Annotated in this window: 18 protein-coding genes; 10 read left to right on the top strand and 8 right to left on the bottom strand. The window is 74.0% G+C overall.

Annotated elements, in window-relative coordinates:
* Window positions 1-413 precede the first annotated feature (413 nt).
* The 3 genes from D450_RS0113855 (at window position 414) to D450_RS0113845 (ending at window position 3213) form a co-directional block, all read left to right on the top strand.
* Window positions 414-1349 carry an Lrp/AsnC family transcriptional regulator gene (locus D450_RS0113855; RefSeq protein WP_017539266.1) on the top strand — a complete coding sequence of 312 codons (936 nt, stop codon included), beginning with the start codon at window positions 414-416 and terminating at the stop codon, window positions 1347-1349.
* On the top strand, window positions 1346-2245 hold the full coding sequence (folP, locus tag D450_RS0113850; RefSeq protein ID WP_017539265.1) for a dihydropteroate synthase: 900 nt from the start codon (window positions 1346-1348) through the stop codon (window positions 2243-2245). Before D450_RS0113855 ends, folP begins: the two co-directional genes overlap by 4 nt.
* A gap of 212 nt (window positions 2246-2457) precedes the next feature.
* Window positions 2458-3213: an RraA family protein gene (locus D450_RS0113845; protein WP_017539264.1), complete on the top strand. Its 756-nt coding sequence runs from the start codon at window positions 2458-2460 to the stop codon at window positions 3211-3213.
* A gap of 592 nt (window positions 3214-3805) precedes the next feature.
* On the opposite strand, the gene D450_RS0113840 is transcribed toward D450_RS0113845, so the two are convergent.
* Window positions 3806-4480, bottom strand: a complete 675-nt coding sequence (locus D450_RS0113840; RefSeq protein ID WP_017539263.1) for a FadR/GntR family transcriptional regulator — start codon at window positions 4478-4480, stop codon at window positions 3806-3808.
* A 155-nt stretch (window positions 4481-4635) separates the two neighbouring features.
* Here D450_RS0113840 and D450_RS0113835 point away from each other — a divergent pair, with 155 nt between their 5' ends.
* Window positions 4636-5907 (top strand): MFS transporter, encoded by a 1272-nt coding sequence (locus D450_RS0113835; RefSeq protein WP_017539262.1) that lies wholly within the window; start codon window positions 4636-4638, stop codon window positions 5905-5907.
* Between the two features lie 26 nt (window positions 5908-5933).
* Here D450_RS0113835 and D450_RS0113830 read toward each other — a convergent pair whose 3' ends face one another.
* Together D450_RS0113830 and aceA are read right to left on the bottom strand one after the other, a co-directional pair.
* Window positions 5934-6809, bottom strand: a complete 876-nt coding sequence (locus D450_RS0113830) for a CPBP family intramembrane glutamic endopeptidase (RefSeq protein ID WP_017539261.1) — start codon at window positions 6807-6809, stop codon at window positions 5934-5936.
* 186 nt (window positions 6810-6995) lie between these two features.
* A complete protein-coding gene (aceA, locus tag D450_RS0113825; RefSeq protein WP_017539260.1) occupies window positions 6996-8294 on the bottom strand; it encodes an isocitrate lyase in 1299 nt (432 codons plus the stop codon).
* Between the two features lie 214 nt (window positions 8295-8508).
* Between aceA and D450_RS0113820 the strand changes: the two genes are divergently transcribed.
* Window positions 8509-9945 carry a helix-turn-helix transcriptional regulator gene (locus tag D450_RS0113820; RefSeq protein WP_017539259.1) on the top strand — a complete coding sequence of 479 codons (1437 nt, stop codon included), beginning with the start codon at window positions 8509-8511 and terminating at the stop codon, window positions 9943-9945.
* A 267-nt stretch (window positions 9946-10212) separates the two neighbouring features.
* Window positions 10213-11445, top strand: a complete 1233-nt coding sequence (locus tag D450_RS0113815) for an acyl-CoA dehydrogenase family protein (RefSeq protein ID WP_017539258.1) — start codon at window positions 10213-10215, stop codon at window positions 11443-11445.
* Window positions 11446-11689: 244 nt separating this feature from the next.
* Here D450_RS0113815 and D450_RS35195 read toward each other — a convergent pair whose 3' ends face one another.
* Window positions 11690-14821, bottom strand: coding sequence for a serine/threonine-protein kinase (locus D450_RS35195; RefSeq protein WP_051063588.1), 3132 nt, complete (start codon window positions 14819-14821; stop codon window positions 11690-11692).
* Between the two features lie 250 nt (window positions 14822-15071).
* A complete protein-coding gene (locus D450_RS0113805) occupies window positions 15072-16271 on the bottom strand; it encodes a cytochrome P450 (protein ID WP_017539257.1) in 1200 nt (399 codons plus the stop codon).
* 272 nt (window positions 16272-16543) lie between these two features.
* Between D450_RS0113805 and D450_RS0113800 the strand changes: the two genes are divergently transcribed.
* Together D450_RS0113800 and D450_RS0113795 are read left to right on the top strand one after the other, a co-directional pair.
* Window positions 16544-17719, top strand: a complete 1176-nt coding sequence (locus D450_RS0113800; protein WP_017539256.1) for an acyltransferase — start codon at window positions 16544-16546, stop codon at window positions 17717-17719.
* A gap of 102 nt (window positions 17720-17821) precedes the next feature.
* Window positions 17822-18673, top strand: a complete 852-nt coding sequence (locus tag D450_RS0113795; protein ID WP_017539255.1) for an SAM-dependent methyltransferase — start codon at window positions 17822-17824, stop codon at window positions 18671-18673.
* Window positions 18674-18715: 42 nt separating this feature from the next.
* On the opposite strand, the gene D450_RS0113790 is transcribed toward D450_RS0113795, so the two are convergent.
* Both D450_RS0113790 and D450_RS35190 read right to left on the bottom strand, forming a co-directional pair.
* A complete protein-coding gene (locus tag D450_RS0113790) occupies window positions 18716-19354 on the bottom strand; it encodes a LuxR C-terminal-related transcriptional regulator (RefSeq protein WP_017539254.1) in 639 nt (212 codons plus the stop codon).
* Window positions 19342-20550, bottom strand: coding sequence for a sensor histidine kinase (locus D450_RS35190; protein ID WP_017539253.1), 1209 nt, complete (start codon window positions 20548-20550; stop codon window positions 19342-19344). Before D450_RS35190 ends, D450_RS0113790 begins: the two co-directional genes overlap by 13 nt.
* Before the next feature lie 292 nt (window positions 20551-20842).
* Here D450_RS35190 and D450_RS0113780 point away from each other — a divergent pair, with 292 nt between their 5' ends.
* Complete coding sequence (locus D450_RS0113780) at window positions 20843-21613, top strand: hypothetical protein (RefSeq protein WP_017539252.1); 771 nt, start codon at window positions 20843-20845, stop codon at window positions 21611-21613.
* A gap of 59 nt (window positions 21614-21672) precedes the next feature.
* Window positions 21673-22284: a TetR/AcrR family transcriptional regulator gene (locus D450_RS0113775; protein WP_017539251.1), complete on the top strand. Its 612-nt coding sequence runs from the start codon at window positions 21673-21675 to the stop codon at window positions 22282-22284.
* Between the two features lie 177 nt (window positions 22285-22461).
* Here D450_RS0113775 and D450_RS0113770 read toward each other — a convergent pair whose 3' ends face one another.
* Window positions 22462-22740 carry a DUF2277 domain-containing protein gene (locus D450_RS0113770; RefSeq protein WP_017539250.1) on the bottom strand — a complete coding sequence of 93 codons (279 nt, stop codon included), beginning with the start codon at window positions 22738-22740 and terminating at the stop codon, window positions 22462-22464.
* Window positions 22741-22942 lie beyond the last annotated feature (202 nt).

Below are 22942 nucleotides of genomic sequence, written 5' to 3'. Positions count from 1 at the left end.
GGGGCGGCCCCCCCCCCCCTGCCGTTCATCCCCTGGTGATGCCATCGGGGTCCCTTCTAGATGCCCTCGCCCTGTCGGTCGGGGACGGTTCCGGCTCTCCGGTCCGCCATTGCGGTCCGGGCATGTCCTCACCTGTGGGCCTACCGCATCCGGCGGCGAACATGCCGGAGGACAGTGTCTCGCTTTGCCGGAGTCGTCCGCACGCGGGGACGCGACACGGCACGTTAGCCATCTGTCCGTCATGTCGCAAAGACGGGTCGTATGTCTGGTCTCTCGGGCATGCATCGCCGAATACGTGCTTGTTTCTTCCGTGATCTGTAGTTAAGGAACGCCGCAACTGCCATGATCTGGCCGCAGGAGGGGGCGGCGTCCGGGGGGAATGGGCGCCGTCGAAGGAACGAAAGGCGAAAATCGTGCTCGATGCGGTCGACGCTGCGCTCATGCGGGCGCTTCAGGGGGACGGAAGAGCGACCTATCAGGCCCTCGCCGACGGGGTGGGGCTGTCGCGCACGGCGGTGCGTGCCCGCGTGCGCCGCCTGGTGGCGCTGGGGGCGATCAGGATCGTGGGGGTGCTCCACGCGGGGGTCCTGGGCCGGGAAGTGTTCGCCCATGTTTCATTCACCGTTTCCGGTCCGGTGGGCCCGCTCCTGGGCGAACTGGCCGAGCGGGAGGCGGTCACCTTCGCCGCGCAGACGGCGGGGCGCTTCCCCGCCGTGGCGCAGGTGCGGGTGCGCGACGACGCGGCGCTGGCCGAGGAGGTCGCGGCCATGCGGGCGCTGCCCGGGGTGGGGGGAGCCGAGGTCTTCCGGGCGGGGAACGTGGTCAAGGACGCCGACAGCGGCGCCCGCGAGCTCAAGGGCATCGCCATCGACCCCCTCGACTGGCGGCTGGTGCGCCACCTGCAGCAGGACGGCCGCGCCTCCTACGCCGAGCTGGCGCGGCGGGTGGGGCTCTCGCAGGCGGCGGCGCGCTCGCGGGTGGTCCGTCTGATCGAGGCCGGGGTGGTGCACGTGACCGCGATCGTCGAGCCCGCCGTGGTGGGCAGCGACGAGCGCCTGGGGTTCGGCGTGCGCTGCCGGGGGGACGCCGCGGCGCTGGCGGCGCGCCTGGCCGCGGTGCCGGGGGTCGGCTTCCTGGCCGTGGGATTCGGCCGGTACGACCTGGTGGGCGCGGCCGCGGCGCCGGACCGCACGGCCCTGGTCGAGGCGGTCGAGGCGATCCGGGGCTGCCCCGATGTGGGACGGCTGGAGACGTGGGAGCATTTGCGCGTGGCCAAGGAGCGGCTCCGCGGCGACGGGGGACCGGCTCCGGCGGCGGTGCCCCGAGCGAGGAAGGGCGTGGCGGCGTGAGCAGGGCGGGGGCGGGCGCGGCCCGGGAGGGGGCGGCGGACGCGCCGCCGCGGGTCCTGCGCCTGGGCGGGCGCTCCTTCGCCCCCGGTGAGCACGCGGTGATGGCGGTGGTCAACCGGACCCCGGACTCCTTCTTCGACCGCGGCGCCACCTACGCCTTCGACGCCGCGCTGCGGGCCGCCGACGCGGCCGTGGAACGCGGCGCCGACATCATCGACGTCGGCGGGGTCAAGGCCGGCCACGGCGCCGAGGTGGACCCGGACGAGGAGACCGGGCGCACCGCGCCCTTCATCGCCGAGCTGCGGCGCCGCCACCCCGGGGTGGTCATCTCGGTGGACACCTGGCGGGCGCGGGTGGGCGAGGAGTGCGTGCGCGCCGGGGCCGACCTGATCAACGACACCTGGGCCGGCGCCGACCCCGACCTGGCGCGGGTTGCCGCCGCCACCGGCGCGGGACTGGTGTGCAGCCACACGGGGGGCCTGGGGCCGCGCACCGACCCGCACCGCGCGGCCTACGGCGACGTGGCGGCGGACGTGGCGGCCACGGTCGCGCGGCTCGCCGAGCGCGCCGTGGACCTGGGCGTGCGCCCGGAGGGGATCCTGGTGGACCCCACCCACGACTTCGGCAAGAACACCTACCACTCGCTGGAGCTCACCCGCAGGCTGGGCGGGCTCGCGGCGGGCGGGTGGCCGGTGCTGGTGGCGGTCTCCAACAAGGACTTCATCGGGGAGTCCCTGGACGTCCCGCTCACCGACCGCCTGGCGGGCACGCTGGCGGTGCTGGCGGTGTCGGCCTGGGAGGGGGCGCGGGTGTTCCGCGTCCACGACGCCGGCGCGGCCCGGACGGCCCTGGACACCGTCGCGGCGGTCCGCGCCGCGGAGGGCCGCCGGGCGTGACCGGCGGGGCGGTCCGTCGGCGGAGCCTCGCCGGTGCCCCGCCCCTCCATGGTTCCCCCGGGTCGTGCGTCCTGGGCCGCCGACCGGCCACGGGGCGGGCGGAGGAACACCTGGGGCGGGCGATACCGCAGGCCTGAACGTGTAACCGGCGGTAGCGTTTTTTGTCGATTCCTGGCCGAACGTCTTGCGCTGCAGGGAAGTTACCCGTGAGTATGTGGGGATCGGGCCGCCGCCTGACCTCCGGGTCGGCCGCGGCGCGCCCGCTCAGGCGCGGTGCATTCGGGGAGGTCGACGTGGCGCTTGCGGATACCTTGACGGCGGTCGGAACGGCGGCGCTGACCAGGAGCGGGGCCCTGCCCTTGGGGGCGCACCTCTTCCCGGTCCAGCCGGGGGAGGGGCTGGCGGCCACGGTCCTACCGGTCCGCTGCGCCCCCGGCGACAACCTCGCGCTGCACGCCGCGGTCGCCCAGGCGGCCCCGGGGAGCGCGCTGGTGGTGGACGCCTCCGCGGACCCCGAGTACGGCTACGTCGACGAGATCCTCGCCGTCGCCGCGCGCATGCGCCGCGTCGCCGGCATCGTGATCGACGGGTGCGTCCGCGACATCGGCGCCATCGCCCGCACCGGCCTTCCGGTGGTCAGCGCCGGGGTCTCCCCGCGCGGGACCTCCCACGAGTCCGGGGGTGCGGTGGGCCGCGAGATCACCCTGAACACCGGCGCCGCTCCGGTGACGGTCCGCCGCGGGGACTGGGTGGCCGCCGACGACGACGGGGTGGTGTGCCTGCCCAGGGGCAAGGCGGCGGACATCGTGGCCGACGCACTGCGGGCCGCCACCATGGACCGCGAACTCGTCGAAGCCGTGTGCGCGGGGGAGAGCACCATCGAACTGCTCGACCTCGACCCCACCCGGGTCGCCGGCTGGGAGGGCGGCCTCGGCCGCTTCGAGGCCGCCCCCGCGGCCGAGCGCTGAGCACGCCGACGCTCGGGTCCTCAGCGCCGGTCCGGCGGTCGCCGGCGGTCGCCGGCGTGAGCGCGCCGCTGGTGACCCCCTGCTCCTCCCTGACGCCTCCGGCGACCGACGTGCGCCCCCCGCCCCGGTATGGACGTCGCGGGTCCCGTAGACCGGCTCACGGCGGGCGCGGCCGCCGAAGCGGTGCCGGCCCATCGGCCCGGTCGGACCCCGGCGCTCCTGGCGGTCCCTGCATAGCTCGAAGCGGAAGGGCGTACCGCTTCAAGGAAGGGATTCACGGGGCCTTTTCGGGGCGCGGTGCTGTCACCGGAACGCCTGTCTCCGGCGCCACCGGACGCTTCTCGCGCACCAGAGCCCGAACGGCGCCTCAAGGGCGCGCCGTGGCCGGTGCGTGCCCCGAGAGGGCGGCCCCGGCCAACGGCTCGGTCCTCTGAGCCGCGGACCTCGGGGAGCACTGAGCCGATGGGCGCGGAAACGGGATCCCGCGCCTGCAAACGCCGTCCTGCGCGGGGCCGCGCGCCGACCGTGAACCCCGTCTCCTCCGATCACTCGGTGAGGCGGGCCTCGCGGCCGGCGCGCGGAACCCGCGCCCTCAGTCGTCCGCCCGGGCCAGGAGCTCGTCCAGGTAGCAGGCGGCCTCGCGCAGCGCGCGCGCCTGGTCGCCCTCGCGGATGGCCTCTCCCAGCCGCGCGTGGTCGAGGTCCTCCGGGGAGGCCTGGACCAGGGCCGACTGGGCGATGCTGTCGTAGACGACGGAGGCGATGTCGTCGTAGAGCTCGATCAGCAGGGGGTTGTGGGTGGCGTTGACCACGGCCCGGTGGAAGGTGAAGTCGGCCTCGACGAAGGAGGACATGTCGCGCTCGCGCCATGCGCTGTCGCGCAGGGCCAGGGCGCGGTCGATGTCGGCCAGGTCCTCGTCGGTGCGCCGGAGCGCGGCCAGGCGCGCCGCCTCCATCTCCAGGGCGCGCCGCACCTCCAGGTTCTCGCGGATGCGCGAGCGCTCCAGGCGGCGCCGCAGCGCGCCCCCGAGCTCGCTGGAGGCGCGCACGAAGGTGCCCGCCCCCTGGCGGATCTCGAGAAGTCCCGCGTGGGCCAGGGCGCGCACGGCCTCCCTGACGGTGTTGCGGCCCACCTCCAGTTGATCGGAGAGTTCCGACTCGGTGGGGATGCGGTCGCCGACACCCCACTCGCCAGAGTCGATCTGGGCTCTGAGCTGGCTGATGACCTGGTCGACCAGGCCGGTCCGGCGCGTCGAGGCGAGGGGCACGCGGTTACCTCCTAGGAGTGTCGGCCCTTGGGGGCCACATCGTGAGGGGCGGTTAAGGCCGGAGCTTAGACCAGGCCGCGCAGGGAACAGGCCGTCCCTGCGAATGCGTTACGCTGTCGATGTAGATCCTGTCATCCTATGAATAAGGGGGGCGTGTGACAAGCGCCACAGCCGAGCGCGTCCTTGGGGGCGGACCGGAGGCGGGCCGAGGCCGCCGCCGGCACGTCGCCTGGCTGCTGATCGCCGGGGTCGCCCTGGCCGCGATCAACCTGCGCACCGCCATCACCAGCGTGGGTCCGCTGCTCGACGAGGTGTCCGCGGGGCTGGGCATGTCCACCACGCTCGCCGGGGTGCTGACCACCCTGCCGGTGCTGTGCTTCGCCGCCTTCGGCGCCGCCACGCCCGCACTCATCCGCCGCTTCGGCGAGCACCACGTGCTCGTGGCCGCCCTGGGCGCGCTCACCGTCGGACTGGCCGCGCGTGTTCTGGTCGACGACCCCTGGACCTTCCTGGCGCTGAGCGCGATCGCCCTCAGCGGCGGCGCGGTCGGCAACGTGCTCCTGCCGACCCTGGTCAAGCAGCACTTCCCGGACCGTGTCGGGGCGATGACGACCCTGTACACCACCGCGCTGGCGGCCGGCACCACCATGGCGGCCGCGGCCACCGTCCCGGTGTTCGGCGCCACCGGGAGCTGGCGCACCGCCCTGGGCCTGTACGCCGTCTTCGGCCTCATCGCCGCCGTCCCGTGGGTCCTGGTGCTGCGCCACGAGCCCGCCCGGCAGGACCCCGCACAGGCCACGTCGCTGCGCACGGTGCTGGGCACGGCCATGGGATGGCAGTCGGTGCTCTTCTTCGGTACGCAGTCCACGGTCGCCTACATCATGTTCGGCTGGTACGCCCAGATGCTGCGCGACCAGGGCATGAGCGCCGGCAGTGCGGGCCTGGCCCTGTCGCTGCTGACCGCCTTGGCGGTGCCCACCTCGCTGGTGCTGCCGGGGCTGATGGCCCGGGCCCGCGACCACCGCGGCTACGTGCTGTTCTTCTTCGTCTGCTACGCCCTCGGCCTGACCGGCATCTGGATCGCCCCGACCGGCGGCGTGTGGCTGTGGACCGTGCTCATCGGCATGGGTATGGGCACCTTCACCCTGGCGCTCACCTTCTTCGCCGTGCGCACGCGCACCTCGGCCGCCACCGCGGCCATGTCGGCCTCCAGTCAGAGCCTGGGCTACCTGATGGGCGGCGTGGGCCCGTTCCTCTTCGGCTTCCTGCACGACCTCTCCGGCGGCTGGCACGCTCCGCTGGCCCTTGTGGGGCTCCTGGTGACCGGGAACATGGTCGTCGGCATGTTCCTGGGGCGCCCGCGCTTCCTGGAGGACGCCCTGGAGCGCAAGGCCGCGCGCGCGGCCGGCCGGGCGGCGGCCTCCTAGCCGGCCGCCCGGCCCCTCACGCGTCCTCACGCGCCGGGAAGCCAGTCCACCTTTCCGAGCAGCAGGACCGACCCGGCGAAGGCGACGATGTCGATCAGGGAGTGCGCGACGACGAGCGGCATCACCCGGCCCCAGCGCCTGTAGGCCCAGCAGAACACCAGCCCCATCACCAGGTTGCCGAAGAACATCCCCACACCCTGGTAGAGGTGGTAGAAGGCGCGCAGCACGGAGCTGAACAGGATGGCGCGCACCGGCGACCAGCCCAGCTGCTCGAACCGCAGCAGCAGGTAGCCGACGACGATGACCTCCTCCAGGACGCCGTTCTTGACGGCCTGCAGGACCAGCACCGGGTACTGCCACCAGTGCTGCTCCAGCGCGCTGGGCGCCACGGTCACCGTCAGCCCCAGGTGCCAGGAGACCAGGTAGACCACCAGGCCGCCGCATCCGATGGCCGCGGCCAGCGCCGCACCGCCCGCCAGGTCCGCACCGGGGCGGCGCAGGTCGAAGCCGATCGTGGCGGCGGACTCGCGGCTGCGGTGCAGCAGGTACACCACGAGGGCCACCGGAGCGAAGGCGAACACCAGCGAGGCCGCCTGGCGGGACAGGTCCAGCCAGGGGCGCTCGGCCCCGGCGCGCGGCCCGACCAGGCTGGCGGTCTGGTCGGAGAGCGACCCCGGGGCGGTCAGGGCGCCGGTGAAGGAGATCACCGCCGACACCGCGGCCGCGCCCAGGGACAGCGCCAGCACGCAGGCCACCTCCCCGCCGATCATCCGGCGGGTGAGCGGTGCGGGCTCGGGCAGGGCGGGCGCCGGCCGCGCCCGCTCCGCGCCGGGGGAGCGGGCCTCCTCCGGAGGGGGAGGCGGAGGCGGCGCTGAGGTGGACTCGGACATGGGGCCGATCATCGCACGCCCGGGATCCGCCGGACCCCCGCCCTCGGGCGGCGCGGGAGCGGCGTGGGGCGGCATGAAGGTGCCGCCGGTCCCACGGGTGACACGAGGCCGTGGGACCGGCGGCGAGGGGACGGCCCGCCCGCCGCGCCCCAGCCACGAAAGCGGGGCGGACGGCCCGTCAGGGACGAGGAGCCAGTATCAGTGAGCCGCTGAGAACTGGTCCTCTTCAGTGGAGCCGGTGAGCGCGGTGGTGGAGGCGTCCGGGCTGATCGCCGTGGAGATCAGGTCGAAGTACCCGGTGCCGACCTCGCGCTGGTGGCGGGTGGCGGTGTAGCCGGCCGCCTCGGAGGCGAACTCGGCCTCCTGGAGCTCGACGTAGGCGCTCATGCCGCCCTGGGCGTACCCCTTGGCCAGGTCGAACATCGAGTGGTTCAGGCTGTGGAAGCCGGCCAGGGTGATGAACTGGAACTTGTAGCCCATGTGGCCCAGCTCGCGCTGGAACTTGGCGATGGTCGCGTCGTCCAGGTGCTTCTTCCAGTTGAAGGACGGCGAGCAGTTGTAGGCCAGCATCTGGTCGGGGTACTCGGCCTTGATCCGCTCGGCGAACTGGCGGGCGACCTCCAGGTCGGGGGTGGAGGTCTCCATCCACAGCAGGTCCGAGTGGGGCGCGTAGGCCAGGCCGCGGGCGACGCAGGCCTCCAGGCCGTTGCGGACCCGGTAGAAGCCCTCGGAGGTGCGCTCGCCGGTGATGAAGGCGCGGTCGCGCTCGTCCACGTCGCTGGTGATCAGCGTGGCGGCCTGGGCGTCGGTGCGCGCCACGACCAGCGAGGGGACGCCGGCGACGTCGGCGGCCAGGCGGGCGGCGTTCAGCGTCTTGACGTGCTGGCCGGTCGGGATGAGGACCTTGCCGCCCAGGTGGCCGCACTTCTTCTCGGAGGCGAGCTGGTCCTCCCAGTGCACGCCCGCGGCGCCGGCCGCGATCATGCCCTTCATCAGCTCGTAGGCGTTGAGCACCCCGCCGAAGCCCGCCTCGGCGTCGGCGACGATCGGCGCGAGCCAGTGCGGGGCGTCGTCGTCGCCCTCGGCCCAGGTGATCTGGTCGGCGCGGAGCAGGGCGTTGTTGATCCGGCGGACGACCTGCGGCACCGAGTTGGCCGGGTACAGGCTCTGGTCGGGGTAGGTCTGGCCGGCCTGGTTGGCGTCGGCGGCGACCTGCCAGCCCGACAGGTAGATCGCCTTGAGCCCGGCGCGGACCTGCTGGACCGCCTGGTTGCCGGTGAGCGCGCCGAGGGTGTTCACGTAGTCCTCGGAGTGCAGCAGCTTCCAGAGCCGCTCGGCGCCCTGGCGGGCGAGGGTGTTCTCCTCGGTGACGGACCCGCGCAGGCGGACCACGTCGGCGGCGGAGTAGGTGCGCTCGATGCCGGCCCAGCGGGGGTCGGTGTCCCACTCCCGCTGGAGGGCCGCGGCGGCTTCCTGCTGTCGGCCGGTGATGCTCATGTGATCTTCCCGCCTTCTTCTTTCCCCTGGACGACGTACCGGCTGGAGACCCGCTCCCGCGGGCCGTGGGCCCTCGGGGGCGGTGTGTTCCCCGCCTGTGCCTACGATTCTTCGCAAAGTTCCAGGGTTTTTCGAGCCGATTCGGTGTGAAGATCTGAGAATCTTTCCTTATTATGAACCCATGACGTACTTTGGTACCGAAGAAATCCCGTCTTTGCCGGGTGACCTGGATCTCGTCACCTTCGGCCAGCGGCTGCGCCACCTGCGGCGCGCGCGCGGGATGACCCTCGCCGACCTGGGCGAACGCGTGGGCCGGGCCCCCTCCCAGCTCTCCCTGCTGGAGAACGGCAAGCGCGAGCCCAAGCTGTCCCTGCTGACCTCCCTGGCTCAGGCGCTGGGCGTGTCGGTGGAGGAGCTGCTCTCCCGCCAGCCCCCCAGCCGCCGGGCGCAGCTGGAGATCGCCCTGGAGGAGGCCCAGCGCGACCCGGTCTACCAGAGCCTCAACCTGCCGCACCTCAAGGTCGGCAAGCGCGTGCCCAACGACGTGCTCGAACACATCGTCGGCCTCTACGACGAGCTGCGCCGGCGCAGCGTCAAGCCGACGGCCACCCCTGAGGAGGCGCGCCGCGCCAACGCCGACCTGCGCCGGCAGATGCGCGAGCGCGGCAACTACTTCGCGGGGATCGAGAAGGCGGCCCAGGAGACGCTGGACGCCGTCGGGTACAGCGGGGGCGCGCTCTCCCAGGGGCAGATCCTGTCGATCGTCACCCACCACGGGTTCACCCTGCGCTACGTCCAGGACCTGCCCCGCTCGGTGCGGTCGGTGACCGACACCCGCAACCGCCGCCTCTACCTCAAGCGCGAGTCGCTGGGCATGCACAGCCCCCGCACGATCCTCCTGCAGACCCTCGGGCACTTCGTCCTGGGGCACCAGCAGCCCCGCGACTACGCCGACTTCCTCAGGCAGCGGGTGGAGGCCAACTACTACGCGGCCGCCGTCCTCATCCCCGAGACCGCCGTCGTCCCCTACCTCCAGGAGGCCAAGAAGGCGCGGGACCTGTCGGTGGAGGACCTCAGGGACGTCTTCTCCGTCTCCTACGAGATGGCGGCCCACAGGTTCACCAACCTGGCCAACCGCCACCTCGACCTCGTCTGCCACTTCATCCGCAACGACGAGACCGGCATCATCTACAAGGCCTATGAGAACGACGGCCTCGTCTTCCCCACGGACGAGAGCGGTGCGATCGAGGGGCAGCGCATGTGCCGGTACTGGTCGGGGCGCCAGGTGTTCGCCTCCCCGGACCGGTACTCGATCTACTACCAGTACACCGACAAGCCCAACGGCACGCACTGGTGCGTCGCCCACGTCGACCCCAGCCGGGAGCGGAACTTCGCGATCACCCTGGGGGTGCCCTACAAGGAGTCGCGCTGGTTCCGGGGCAGGGAGACGACCAACCGCACCAAGTCGAACTGCCCGTCGGGGGAGTGCTGCGTGCAGCCCCCCGCCGACCTCGCCTCGCGCTGGGAGGGCAACGTCTGGCCGTCGGCGCGCGCGCACTCCCATGTGCTGTCGGCGCTGCCGTCCGGGACCTTCCCCGGCGTGGACGAGACCGACGTCTACACGTTCCTGGAGCGCCACGAGGCGGACTGAACGCGGCGCGGCAGGTGCGACGCAAGCAAGGGCGCGGCCGGACTCCCCGTACAGGGAGTCCGGCCGCGCCCTTGTGCGGCCCCCTGCATCGTCGGAACGTCCGGCGCGGCCCGCCGCCGTCCCCTTCCGGCGTGCCCTTCCGATGGGTCCCGGCCGCGTGTTACCTTCGGTAACACCAGGGTGGGCGGCGCCCTCCGCCGCCCGTGCCCGCCCCGACCCGACTCCCGTCTCCCGGCCCGCGCCGGGACGACCGAAGGACGTGTGCACATGACCGATTCCGCAGGCGCCCCCGCGTTCAGCATGGAGCTCGGCGAGGACGTCCGCGACGTCCGCGACTGGGTCCACGGCTTCGCGCGCGACGTGATCCGCCCCGCCGCCGCCGAGTGGGACGAGCGCGAGGAGACCCCGTGGCCGATCCTGCAGGAGGCGGCCAAGATCGGCCTGTACTCGCTGGACTTCTTCGCGAACCAGTGGCTGGAGCCCAGCGGGGTGGGCATCCCCGCCGCCTTCGAGGAGCTCTACTGGGGCGACCCGGGCATCGCCCTGTCGCTGACCGGCACCGGCCTGGCGGCGGTGGCCGTCGCCGGCAACGGCACCCAGGAGCAGCTGTTCGAGTGGGTGCCGCAGATGTTCGGCACCGCCGACGACATCAAGCTCGGCGCGTTCTGCTCCTCCGAGCCGGACGCCGGCAGCGACGTCTCGGCCATCCGCACCCGCGCCGTCTACGACGAGGCCAAGGACGAGTGGGTGCTCAACGGCACCAAGACCTGGGCCACCAACGGCGGCATCGCCGACGTGCACGTGGTCGTCGCCTCGGTCGAGCCCGAGCTGGGCTCGCGCGGGCAGGCGAGCTTCATCGTCCCCCCGGGCACCCCGGGGCTCTCGCAGGGGCAGAAGTTCGCCAAGCACGGCATCCGCGCCTCGCACACCGCCGAGGTGATCCTGGACGACGTCCGGGTCCCGGGCTCGTGCCTGCTGGGCGGCAAGGAGAAGCTCGACGAGCGCCTCGCCCGCGCGCGCGAAGGGCGGCGCTCGGGCGGCCAGGCCGCGATGAAGACCTTCGAGGCGTCGCGCCCCACCGTGGGCGCCATGGCCGTGGGATGCGCCCGCGCCGCCTACGAGTACGCGCGCGACTACGCGGGCCAGCGCGAGCAGTTCGGCCGTCCCATCGGGGAGAACCAGTCGGTGGCCTTCACCCTTGCGGACATGGCCACCCGCATCGACGCCGCACGGCTGCTGGTATGGCGGGCGGCCTGGATGGCCCGCAACGACAAGGACTTCGCCCAGGCGGAAGGGTCGATGAGCAAGCTCTTCGCCAGCGAGACGGCCACCTGGGTCACGCAGAACGCGATCCGCATCCTGGGCGGGAACGGCTACACCCGGGAGTACCCCGTGGAGCGGTGGCACCGCGACGCGACCATCTTCACGATCTTCGAGGGCGCCAGCGAGATCCAGCGCCTGATCATCGGCCGCGCCGTGACGGGCCTGCCGGTGAAGTGAGGTTTCGGCCGCTCTGAAGCGGTTCCTCCGCGTTCGGATTCCGTGCGCCTGCAGACGTTGAAGGGGTGGGAAGGGCCTGGGCCCTTCCCACCCCTTTCTCGATTCACCGGGGCTCTTCGGGGCTCGCCGGGGAGTCCCTGTGTGGGCGCCTCCGGTCCCGTCATCGGGGGAGGCGGTGTGCCGCCGCTGTCCGGAGCGGCGGGGCGCACCTTTCGACGCCCCGGGCCGGGAGGGCCGATCGGGATCAGCCCCGGGGGTCCTCGGGCGCCCGGGGCGTCACCTCGGTCGGGGCCTCTACGGCCCCCTCGATGCGTCCCTCGGTGGGCGCTTCGTCGGACGGGGGCGGCGAGGTCCGCTCGACCGGCGCGACGGCCGGCGGTGCCACCCGTGTGGGCGGTTCCGCCGGCGTGGGCGGCGTCACCCGGGTCGGCGCCTCGCCCCGGGGCGAGGCGCCGCGGGTGGGCGCGGCCTCGGGGGCGCCCGGGGGCGCCACGCGGGTCGGAGCCGGGCCGTAGGGGGCGCCCGTCGGCGGCGGGCCCATGGGCGGTGGGGTCATCGGCGGCGCGGACATCGGAGGCGGGCCGACCGGGTGGCCGGGGACCGGTGCCGCGACCGGACCGGTTCCGTACCAGGGCTGCGGTGCCGGGCCGCCGTAGGGGTGCGCCGCCCGGTACGGGGCGCCGTAGGCGGTGCTGCGGGGCCTGCGGTAGCGCAGGCGCTCGCTGAGCCGGGCCCCGGCGAGGTAGGAGGCGGGGAGCAGGACGAACAGTGCCGTCCACGCGCTGTTCTCGGGGCCGTCGGCGACGAGGCCCTCGGTCAGGGAGCCGGCCCAGGGGAAGGCGGGCATGCCCTCCGCCGGGAGCGCACCGGGCAGGAACAGCGCCACCGCCGCGGTGCCGATCCAGAGCAGGTGGCCGCCGGTCCACCGCCACAGCGCGTAGGCGAGCCCGCCGACCGCCGCCGCGGCGAAGGGCAGCAGCGTGAACAGCGCCATGGCCTCCGGCTCGCGGATCTCCGAGGGCGGTGCGCCGTCCGCGGCGGTGGTCCACCCGGCGGTGAGCAGGAAGACCGACCACAGGGCCAGCCACACGACCGCGGTCAGGCCGGCGAGGGCCGCCGCGGTGCGCACCCATGGGCGGGCGTTGGGCAGCAGCGGGACGGGGGCGGTCATCGGCCCCGCCGCCACCAAGGCGGCTAGGGTCCAGATGAAGAAGGCCAGTGTCGCCGTCCCGCCGAGGAAGACCCCGGCGGCCAGGGCGGTAGGGAAGGCGCCGATCCCGTCGGCGGCCCCGACCGCGGGCGCCGCCGCGGTGAACAGCGGCAGCGGGAACCCGTCCAGGAACACCGAGGCCGTGTGCATCAGCGTCAGCAGGGCGGTGCCGAACACGAACGCGCCCAGCCGCCGCCAGGCCGGGGCCAGGGCGACCGGCAGGGCGGCCGCGGCGGCCACCGGCCAGATCTGCATCTGCAGGGCGAAGGTCCCGCCGAACGGGGTCTCGACCTCCAGCGACGGGTGCGAGGCGGGGACCCCGTCGGCGAGGGCGTGCACCATGGCCTGCATGGTCAGCATCAGCCACCAGAAGACCAGGACCTGGACGAAGGCCCGCAGGGCACCGTTGCGGGCGCGCTCGCGCAGCACCGGCAGCGGGTTCGCGCGGCGCCGCCACTCGGCGCCCGAGGCCCGGCGCGCGGCCGGGGCGAGCAGCCGGGCCGCGACCAGCAGGGCGCGCCCCTCGTCGGTGCCCGGATCGGCGGCCGCGGCCTCGGACAGCAGCCTCCGCCACCACGGCAGGACGATGCCCGGCCACCCGCGCAGCGCCTCGCGGCGCACGTCGGCGCGGACGTCGCCGGAGGCGTCCGGCCGGGCGGAGGAGTCGATCACGCCGACGGCCAGGGCCACGGCCCGGTTGCGCTCGGCCGGCCCGGCGCGCAGGCCCAGCGCGTCGGCCTTGAGCAGCGCGCCGTCGATGACGGTGCGGGCGTGCAGGCCGACGTTCTCCAGCCGGGTGCAGCGCCGCCCGCAGGCGGGGTGGCCGCACCGGTGGGCGGCGGTGATCAGGGAGATCTCGTTGATGACGATCTCGGCGAGCAGCCCGTGGCCCTCGGGCCCCTGCTCGGCGAGGGCGTGCAGCCCCTCGATGCCCGCGTCGCGGCCGCGGTAGGAGGGGCGGTCGCCGGGGCGGAAGGCGGCGATGAACGCGGTGGCGGCGATGGCGGCCTGCTCGGCGCTGAGGATGCCGGTGAGGTGGTCGCGGTCGTAGGCGGTGTCGCCCACCTCCTCCAGCCAGCCCCGCAGCCGGGCCGCGCCGTCGCGGCGCAGCCAGTCCTCGGTGCGCCCGGGGTGCCGGTGGAACAGCGCGGCCAGGTCCGCGGGGGCGTGCACGGCCACCCCGGCGAAGGTGATCGGGCGGACCCCGCCGGTGGTGCGCAGCGGGGTGCTGGGCAGGTCGGCCGAGTCGTCGGCGACCGGGAGGGACCAGTCGGCGTCGATGACCCGCGTCGCCACGCGCGTGGCGTGCTCGTGGCCGTCGTCGTCAGGGATGCGCGACTCGCCGGTGACGGCGGCCAGCACGTCGAGCGCGTCGGGGCGCTCGGCGGGGTCCCGGCTCAGGGCGGCGGCCACGGGTCCGGCGAGGGCGCCGGGCAGCTCCTCGGCCGCGCCGTCGGGCTCCTCGTTGACCGTGCGGTAGCGCAGGACCTCGACCGGCCCCGCCCCGTAGGGCGGGCGGCCGCTGGCGGCGTAGGCGACCAGCTCGCCCCAGCAGAACATGTCGGAGGCGGGCCCGGCCCGCTCTCCGGCGTAGCGCTCGGGGCTGATCCAGCCGGGGGTGCCCACGACCATGTCGGTGTGGGTCATGGAGGACTCGTCGAGCGCCTGGGCGATGCCGAAGTCGAGTACCTTGGGGCCGTCCGGGGCGAGGATGATGTTGTCCGGCTTGAGGTCGCGGTGGACGATCCCCTCGCGGTGGATCGCGGCCAGCGCCTCGGCCAGCCCGACGGCGAAGGCGACCAGGGCGCCGCCGGACGGCGGACCGTTCTCGGCGATGTAGGTGCGCAGCGTGGGCCCGGAGACGTAGGAGACGGCGACCCAGGGGTGCGCGGCGCCGGTGTCGGCGTCCAGCACCGGCGCGACGCAGCGGCCGCGGACCCGGCGGGCGAGGTCGACCTCGCGTGCGAAGCGGGAGCGGTAGCCGGGGTCGGCGGCGTACTCGGAGCGCACCGTCTTGACCGCGGCCGGAAGCCCCGCCCGGTCACGGCCCATATAGACGACGCCCATGCCGCCGGCGCCGAGCCGCCCCATGAGGCGGAAGGCACCGATCTCGGCGGGATCGTCGGCCTTCAGCGGCGCTATTCGGGCGTTGGGGGCGTCGGACATGCGCCGGTCTTCCCTTTTCGGTGGGGGTTTCGTCACCACCGGTTATACCGAAGCGGGACGACCGATCCGAATCGGGCGACCCGCTCCGCCCCGGGCGCCGGCGTCCCCGCGCGCCGCGGCCGGCGCGTGCGTGCACGGAAGAGCGGCTGCGCAGAGCCCGGGCGGCGGCCGGAACCGGCCCCGCCGGGACCGGGGCCGGCAGCCGCCCGGGGAGGTCACCGTCCCCTGGAGCGCCCGGCCGGACCGGCGCTCACCAGGACACCGGGAAGCTCTCGGCCGAGCGGACGAAGCGCTCCTCGTTCCAGCGCAGCTCCTCCAGCGGGACGGCCGGGCGCAGTCCGGGCATCCGTTCGGCGACCGTCTCCAGCGCCACCTGGAGCTCCATGCGCGCCAGCGAAGCGCCCACGCAGTGGTGGAGCCCGTGCCCGAAGGCCAGATGGGGCGTCCGGCCGCGCTCGAAGTCCAGGCGGTCGGGGTCGGCGAAGGCGTCCGGGTCCCTGTTGGCCGCCGACAGTTCGACGACCACTTGGTCGCCCGCGGGGACGCCGACCCCGCCGACCACCGTGTCCTCCAGGGCGTACCGGGTGAACGAGCCGGGGCGGATCAGGGGGACCAGCCGCAGCAGCTCCTCCACCGCGGCGGACACCAGGCCCGGGTCGGTGGCCAGGCGCGTGAACCCGTCCTCCTTGAACAGCACGTAGAAGAAGCCGGGGATCAGTGAGGCCGTCGTCTCGTGCCCGGCGATCAGGAGCGCGCGCAGGAGCCCGAGCAGCTCCTCCTCATTGAGCCGGCTGCCCTCGTGGTGCTCGCGCGCGAGCGCGCCGACCAGGCCGCCGTCCGGGTCGTCCCTGCGCAGGGCGGCCATCTCGGCGAGGTAGGCGTCGATGCGGGCCTGGCTCTCCCGCACCCGGTCGGGCGTGCGGTCGGCGGTGCTGAGGAAGGCGTCGCTCCAGGCGTGGAAGGAGTCCCGGTCGGAGGAGGGGACCCCGAGGAGTTCGCAGATCACTTCGATGGGCAGCGGCAGGGCGAGGTGCCGTACCAGGTCGGCGGGCGGCCCTTCCTCCTGCATGCCCGTGACGAGCCGCTCGGCGACCCCGCGGGTCCAGGGGCGGAGCCGCTCGACCCGCCGGGGGGTGAACACCTTGCCGACGAGGCCGCGGACCTGGGTGTGGCGGGGCGGGTCCATGGTCATGATCGTGCGGTCGGACACGTCGATGGGGCCGATGCGGGCGGTGCGCTCTTCGGGGATGCCCGCGCGATGGGCGTCCCTGCCGAAGGAGGGGCTGCTCAGAACGGCCTTGGCGTCCTCGTACCGGGTCACGAGCCAGGCCGGGTCCCCGAAGGGCAGGCGGACGCGGACCGGTGCGCCGCCCTTGCGGGCCTCGGCGAGGGCGGGGGCGGGGTGGAGCGGGTGGTCGGAGGGGAAGGGGAACGCGGCGGCTTCGGCCATGGAAGTCTCCGGTCGGTGGGGGCTCCCCTCGGCACAGACGGTGCGTCGCCGGGGAGTGGGGTCCGGGAACGGAAGAGCGGCGCCGCGGCGACCAGACTAATCGGAGCCCCCGGCATCGCCAGGGGGCGCGATGGTGACAATCGGGTACCTTCCGATCGCGTACGGCATTCGGCCGCCCCCTTCGCGGGGAGGGCGGACCGGGGTGCCGGGCCGGGCGGCCCGGTGGGCGGGGTTGACGCGTTCTTTATATAACGGTCTGATATCGGTTGGGCATGGACGTCGACGAGATCCGCGCAGCGCCCGCCGCCTCCGCTCCCGCCTCCGGCGCCGGTGCGGCGGACGGGGGCCGTGCGGTCCCCGCGCCGACCGCGGACCCCGGCGGGCCGCCCCGGCCGCACCCCGCGCCGTCCACCGCCTGGATCGACCTCGCCCGGGTGGCGGCGATGGTCGCCGTCGTGCTCGTCCACGCCTACTCGCCGCTGGTCACCGAGGTCTACGCGGACCAGGGCAGCACCTCGTGGTGGACGGCCACCGCCGCGGACGCCGCGCTCCGCTGGTGCGTGCCGCTGTTCATCATGATCAGCGGCGCCCTGCTCCTGGGCCGCAGGGACGAGCCGCCCGCGGACTTCTACCGCAAGCGCTGGCTGCGCATCGGCCCCCCGCTGCTCGTGTGGACCGCGGCCTACCTGGGCTGGGAGATGTGGCGCTCGGGCCTGACCCTGACCGAGGCCGCCGTGCAGGCCGCCTCCGGCTCTCCCGGCATCCACCTGTACTTCCTCTACGTCATCGCGGGCCTCTACCTCTTCACGCCCTTCCTGCGCACGCTCGTCTCCGCCTCCTCGCGCGATGCCCTGTGGTGGTTCGCCGGCATCGCCGTCGCCCTAGGCGCCGCGAACCAGGCCCTCGGGGTGATCGACGGCGTCGGCGGCACCACCGCCGTCGACCGCTTCCTCCCGTTCGTCGGCTACTACGTGCTGGGGTGGCTGCTCTTCCACACCGGGCCCGGCGCCCGCGCGCTGCGCCTGGGGCTGACCCTCCTGATCACCGGGAGCGCTGCCGCGGCGGTCGGGGCCGGCGTGGCGGCCGGTCTGGCCGGGGAGTGGGGGACCGGGGCCGACTACGTCTTCGACTTCCTCTCGCCTCCGGTCGTCCTCGCCTCCGCAGGGGCCTTCCTGGTCCTCAGGGAGGCCGGCCTGCGCCTGGCCTCGTCCGCCCGCCCGGCGGCCGGGCTCCTGGCGCGCGGTGCGCGCTGGGCCGCTGCCCCCAGCTTCGGCGTCTACCTGGTGCACGTGATGGTGCTGTTCTCCCTGAGGGACCTCCTCGGCATGCCGGCCCAAGGGCCCCTGGCCATTGCGGCGGCCACCGGCTACGCCGCGGCGACCCTCGTGGTCAGCCTCGCCGTGGTCGAAGTGCTGCGGCGCCTCCCAATGGCGCGCACGGTTCTCTAGGTGCGGTCGGCCCGAATCCCCGAATCGGTGGTACGCATCACAGCCGCGACGTACGATGACGCCGAACTGTCCCCTCCCCCCGACCAGGTAAGGGCACCGCCGATGACCGACACCGACGGAAACCCGAAGGCATCCGACTGGGCGCCGACGAGTCCGCCTCAGATCCAGACCACGGAGCCGACCATCGCCCGCGTGTACGACGCGCTCCTGGGAGGGAAGGACAACTTCCAGGTCGACCGCGACGGCGCCGCCCTCTATGTCAAGTACGTCCCGCTCGCGAGCCAGTGCGCCGTGGACAACCGCGCCGCGCTCGTCCGGGGCGTGCAGTACCTCGCGCGCACCGCCGGCCTCGACCAGTTCCTGGACATCGGCAGCGGGCTGCCCACCGTGAAGAACACCCACGAGGCCGCCCAGGAGATCAACCCCAACGCGCGCGTGGTCTACGTCGACAACGACCCCATCGTCCTCGCGCACGGCAGGGCCCTGCTCGCCGAGAACAACACCACGACCGTGGTCACCGCCGACTTCCGCAACCCCCAGGAGATCCTCGACAACCCCGACGTGCGCGCCCTCCTGGACTTCGACCGCCCCATCGCCCTCATGGTGGTCGGGCTGCTCATGCACTTCCACGACGACGAGCTTCCCGACGAGTGGATCCGCACCCTGCTCGACGCCATGCCCTCGGGGAGCCACCTGTTCATCACCGACTTCGTCGACACCGGTGAGGACCTGCAGAAGGCCATGGAGCGGGCCGGCCTGGAGAGCCTGGGCAACGGCTGGATCCGCACGCCCGAGCGCATCCGCGAGCACTTCCTCGGCCTGCCCCTGGTCCCGCCGGGCCTGGACTTCCTTGAGCGCTGGTACCCCGAGGACCCGGACGCCGACGTGCCCGCGGTCGAAGACCTCGAGCCCCACCAGCGCATCCTCATGGGCGCGATCGCCTACAAGCCCTGAAGAGCGCCGGGGAGGGCGCCCGAACGCCCGCCCCCGGCAGGCTCAGGATCCGAGGTAGGCCAGCACGGCCCGGACACGGCGGTGCCCGCCGTCGTCCGGGCCCAGGTCCAGCTTGGTGAAGATGTTGCCGATGTGCTTGAGCACCGCGCGTTCGGTGACCACCAGCCGATCGGCGATCTCCCGGTTGCCCAGCCCCTCGGCCATCAGTCCCAGCACCTCGCGCTCGCGCGGGGTGAGCCGCTCCAGCGGGTCGGTGCGCCGCGCCAGCAGCTGGGCCACCGCCTCGGGGTCGATGACGGTTCCGCCGGCGGCCACCCTCCGCAGCGCGTCCAGGAAGTCGTCGACCCGCGACACCCGGTCCTTGAGCAGGTAGCCCACGCCGCCCTCCCCGTCGGCCAGCAGCTCGCGCGCGTACACCTGCTCCACGTACTGCGAGAAGACCAGCACGGGCAGGCCCGGCAGCTCCGCGCGCGCGGCCAGCGCCGCCTGCAGCCCCTCGTCGGTGAACGAGGGCGGCAGCCGGACGTCGACCACCGCCGCCTCCGGCCGGTGCGCGCGCACCGCCTCCAGGAACGCCTCCGGCTCGGAGGCCTTCGCGGCGACCTCGAAGCCCGACGCCCGCAGCAGTAGGTCCAGCCCCTCCATCAGCACCGCGTTGTCCTCGACGATCACGACCCGCACGGCAGTACCGCCTCCACCCGCGTCGGCCCGCCCTCGGGGCTGGAGACCGCGATGGACCCGTCCAGGGCCGCCACCCGGCGCCGCATCCCGGCCACCCCGGTCCCGCGCCTCTCGTCCACGCCGCCGCGCCCGTCGTCGCGCACCCGCACCACCAGGGCCGCCCCGTCCCGGGCCAGTTCCACCTGCGCCCCGGCGGCGCCGGAGTGGCGCGCCACGTTGGTCAGCGCCTCGGCCACCACGAAGTAGGCCGTGGACTCCACCGCCGCCGGGAGGCCGCCCAGGGAGGAGGCCTCCACCCCCACGGGCACCGGGGCGCCCGCGGCCAGCGCCGACACCGCGCCGGAGAGCCCGCGGTCGGCCAGCACCGGCGGGTAGATGGAGCGCACCACCGTCCTGAGCTCGGTCATCGCCTCCTCGGCGCCGCTCTGCGCCTCGGACAGCAGGCGGGCCGCCGCCTGCGGGTCGTCCCCGATGACCTTCTGCGCCAGACCCAGGCGCATCGCCAGGGCCACCAGGCGCGCCTGCGTCCCGTCGTGCAGGTCGCGCTCGATGCGCCTCAGCTCGGAGGCGTGCGCGTCCAGCGCGCCCTCCCGCGTCCGGCTCAGGGTCTCGACGCGTTCGGCCAGACGCGCTTCCCGCGAGGGCGCCAGCATCCGCGCCGACAGGCGGGCGTGCAGACGCGCCGCCGGGGACGCGGCCAAGAGCAGCAGCACGACCAGGGCGAGCTGTGCCGGACCCAGGGTCAGCGCGAGCGGCCAGGACGTCACCGCGGTCCCGAGCATGGTCAGCGACGCCGTTGGCAGTGCCCACCACAGCAGCGTCTCCACCGCGGTCGCCGGAAGCCCTACCAGGCCGATGAGGCCGAGCAGGCCGAAGGGCAGTCCGGGAAGGATCATCGTCGCGACCCAGCGCAGGTCCCGGATCGTCTGAGGGTCGGAGAGGACCGTCTTGAAGGCCGCGAGCCTTCCTCGGGGGAGCGCGTTGTAGCGGACCTCGATCTCCTCGCCGAGGAAGCGCCCGACCCGCCGCCTTTCCACCTCGGCCCATCGGCGCAGCCCGAGGAGTAGCGCGGGGACCAGCAGCAGTCCCAGGCCGGCGATGGGAACGGTGACGAACCCTACGAGGAGTAACGCGGGCACCAGGAGCGCCGCCATGGCCCACGGAAGGGCGACGACCAGGAAGAGCAGCGAGCGCATGCCGGTGGCCAGACGGCCGGCCGGCCGCTCTTCGTCGGGCCTCTCAGTGGAGGAGGCCTCGGTGGGAGGGGACGGAGGGGGAGTGGCGTTCATGGTGACGATTCTTTCGGACGCGAGGGGCCGTGTCGGTGTAGTGCGCTCCACTTCCGCCGCTCGCGTCAGGCCCCCTGAGGCGGCCGCCCGCCGCCGCTCAGCAGCCCTCAGCCGCCGCCCACCGGTTCCGATGCAGGCCCGCGACGGCGGCGATGCGCACGCGGCCCCCGGAGGCAGGCGCCTTGGGGCCCACATCCTAATGTGGGTGACCATGAGCGTTTCCACGGGCAATGACGCCTCTGAAAAGCTGACCGTCGGGCGCCGTTTCAACGGCCCGCCCGGCTCCGCCAACGGCGGCTACCTCGCCGGGCTGCTCGCCCGCCGCCTGGGCAGCACCGCCGTGCAGGTCACCCTGCGCACACCCCCGCCGCTGGAGACGCCCATGGAGGTCGTCCCCGCGGGAGCCGACACTCCGCTGCGGCTCATGGACGGCGGGACCCTGGTGGCCGAGGCCCGGCCCGCCGAGGCGCCCGCCACCGACCTGCTCCCGGTCGCCCCCGAGACCGCCGAGGAGGCGCGGCAGGCCTTCCGCGGCTTCGGAGGCCACCCGTTCTCCGCGTGCTTCGTCTGCGGCCCCGACCGTGCCGACGGCGACGGCCTGCGGGTGCTGGCTGGCCCGGTCCCCGGCTCCGACGGCTCGCTCGTCGCCGCCCCCTGGACACCCGACGCCTCCCTGGCGGGGACCGACCCGCGCACCACGGGCCCCGAAGCGGCCTGGGCGGCCCTCGACTGCCCCGGCGGCTGGGCCAGTGACGTCGACCAGCGCCCCATGGTGCTGGGGCGGATGACCGCCGCCGTGGACCGCGTGCCCGAGGTCGGCAGCCCGCACGTCGTCGTGGGGCGCTTCCTGCGCTCCGAGGGGCGGAAGGTCTTCACCGCCACCGCGCTCTTCGACCACGAGGGCGCGCGCATCGCGAGCGCCGAGGCGACATGGATCGTCATCGACCCCAAGGACTTCGGTGCGGCCTGAGCACAGCGCGGCCTGAGCACAGCAGAGCACCGTGCCCGCGCGCTTTACACTCGTGCGGTGTGGCCCTACGACCCGCACAGCAGACCCGGCCCGCGCGCGGGCGCGACCCGGAGCGGCGGCGCGCGATCCTCGACGCCGCCGACCGGGTGATCCAGCGCGACGGCCCCGACGCGCCCATGTCCGCCATCGCCGCCGAGGCCGGCATCAGCAAGCCGATCCTGTACCGGCACTTCGGCGACAAGGGCGGGCTCTACCGGTCGCTGGCCGAGCGGCACGTCGACCCGCTCATCGAGCGCATCCGCGCCGAGCTGCACGGCGGGGAGACCCTGCGGCTCCGGGCGCGCGCCACGGTCGGGGCCTACCTGCAGATGATCCGCAGGAACCTGAACCTGTACCGCTTCCTGATGGACCGCGCCACCTCCGAGGACCCGAAGACCCGCGGCGACGTCGGGATGATGGTGCGGCGCCTGGGCGAGGAGCTGGCCGGAATGCTGGTCTCCGAGGGGCACGTCCTCGAACCGCTGAGGGCGCAGATCGTGGCCCACTCGGTGGTCGGAATGGTCCAGGCGGCAGGGGAGTGGCTGCTGGAGAACCCGGAGGTCGCCGACGAGGTGGTGATCGACGACCTCACCGACGCGGTGGTGGGGGCGCTGACCTCCTCCTCTTCATGAACGGGGAGGAGTCGACCGCCTCCGTCAGGGCGGTGGCGCCGGGCGCTTCGCGGCGCGCGCCGGTTCCTGCCTCACCGGCATGGCTTCTCTGAGAACCGGGCAGGTCGGCGCACGGTCCCGGCCCGGAGGGCCCGTGGCTCGGGCCGCTTGAGGCGGCCGGTCCCTTCGCGCGGGGACTCACTCCGTGGCGGCCTCGAACCGCTTCTGGTAGCGCTCCCTGCGCTTGCGCGCCTCCTCCTCGCGTGAACGCGGCGGCGCGGAGGTGGTGAGCCCTTCCAAGAGCTCTGCGGTGGCTGCGGCGACCGCCTCCACCGCCGCCTCGAACACCTCCTCGTTCCGGGCCGAGGGCGCGGTCGAGCCGCTCACCTTGCGTACGTACTGCACAGCGGCGGCTCTGATCTCTTCGTCGGTGACCGGCGGCTCCATGTTGTGCAGCCGGCGAATGTTGCGGCACATACCGCGACGCTACGCCTCACCTGTGACGGAATTCCATGAGCGCCGAGCCGGTGCCCTCTGAGTGCCGGAATCTGAGGGGCGGGAGATGTGGTGGGGGCCTTCTCCCGGCGCGTACCGGATCGATTTCCTGATCGGTGTCCGTCCGTCTCCCGGAGGCCTTAGCGTCGGTCCTCCGAGCGTGCCGAGTCGCCAGCGACCCAAG

Source organism: Nocardiopsis halophila DSM 44494 (assembly GCF_000341245.1).
In the GTDB taxonomy this organism is placed as follows: domain Bacteria; phylum Actinomycetota; class Actinomycetes; order Streptosporangiales; family Streptosporangiaceae; genus Nocardiopsis_A; species Nocardiopsis_A halophila.
This window is presented reverse-complemented; position numbering and strand designations above follow the sequence as displayed.